The organism is Mycolicibacter acidiphilus, from assembly GCF_018455725.1.
Lineage (GTDB): Bacteria > Actinomycetota > Actinomycetes > Mycobacteriales > Mycobacteriaceae > Mycobacterium > Mycobacterium acidiphilum.
On the sequence record NZ_JAHCLR010000150.1, the window covers coordinates 1 to 395 of the forward strand.

General features: G+C 65.3%; 1 pseudogene. It reads left to right on the forward strand.

The features are described from left to right. A pseudogene (locus KIH27_RS22260) lies at positions 1-395 on the forward strand (type I glutamate--ammonia ligase); the annotation flags it as partial.

Sequence of the window (395 nt, forward strand, 5' to 3'; positions counted from 1 at the left end):
GACAACGGCTCCGGCATGCACGTGCACCTGTCGCTGTGGAAGGACGGCACCCCGCTGTTCTACGACGAGGCCGGCTACGCCGGGCTGTCCGAGATGGCGCGGCACTGCATCGGCGGCATCCTGCACCACGCCCCGTCGTTGTTGGCGTTCACCAACCCGACCATCAACTCCTACAAGCGCCTGGTGCCGCACTATGAGGCCCCGATCAACCTGGTCTACAGCCAGCGCAACCGGTCAGCGTGTGTGCGCATCCCGATCACCGGCACCAACCCGAAGGCCAAACGCCTGGAGTTCCGCTCACCTGACTCCTCGAGCAACCCGTACCTGGCGTTCGCGGCGATGCTGATGGCCGGCATCGACGGCATCAAGAACAAGATCGAGCCGATGGCCCCGGT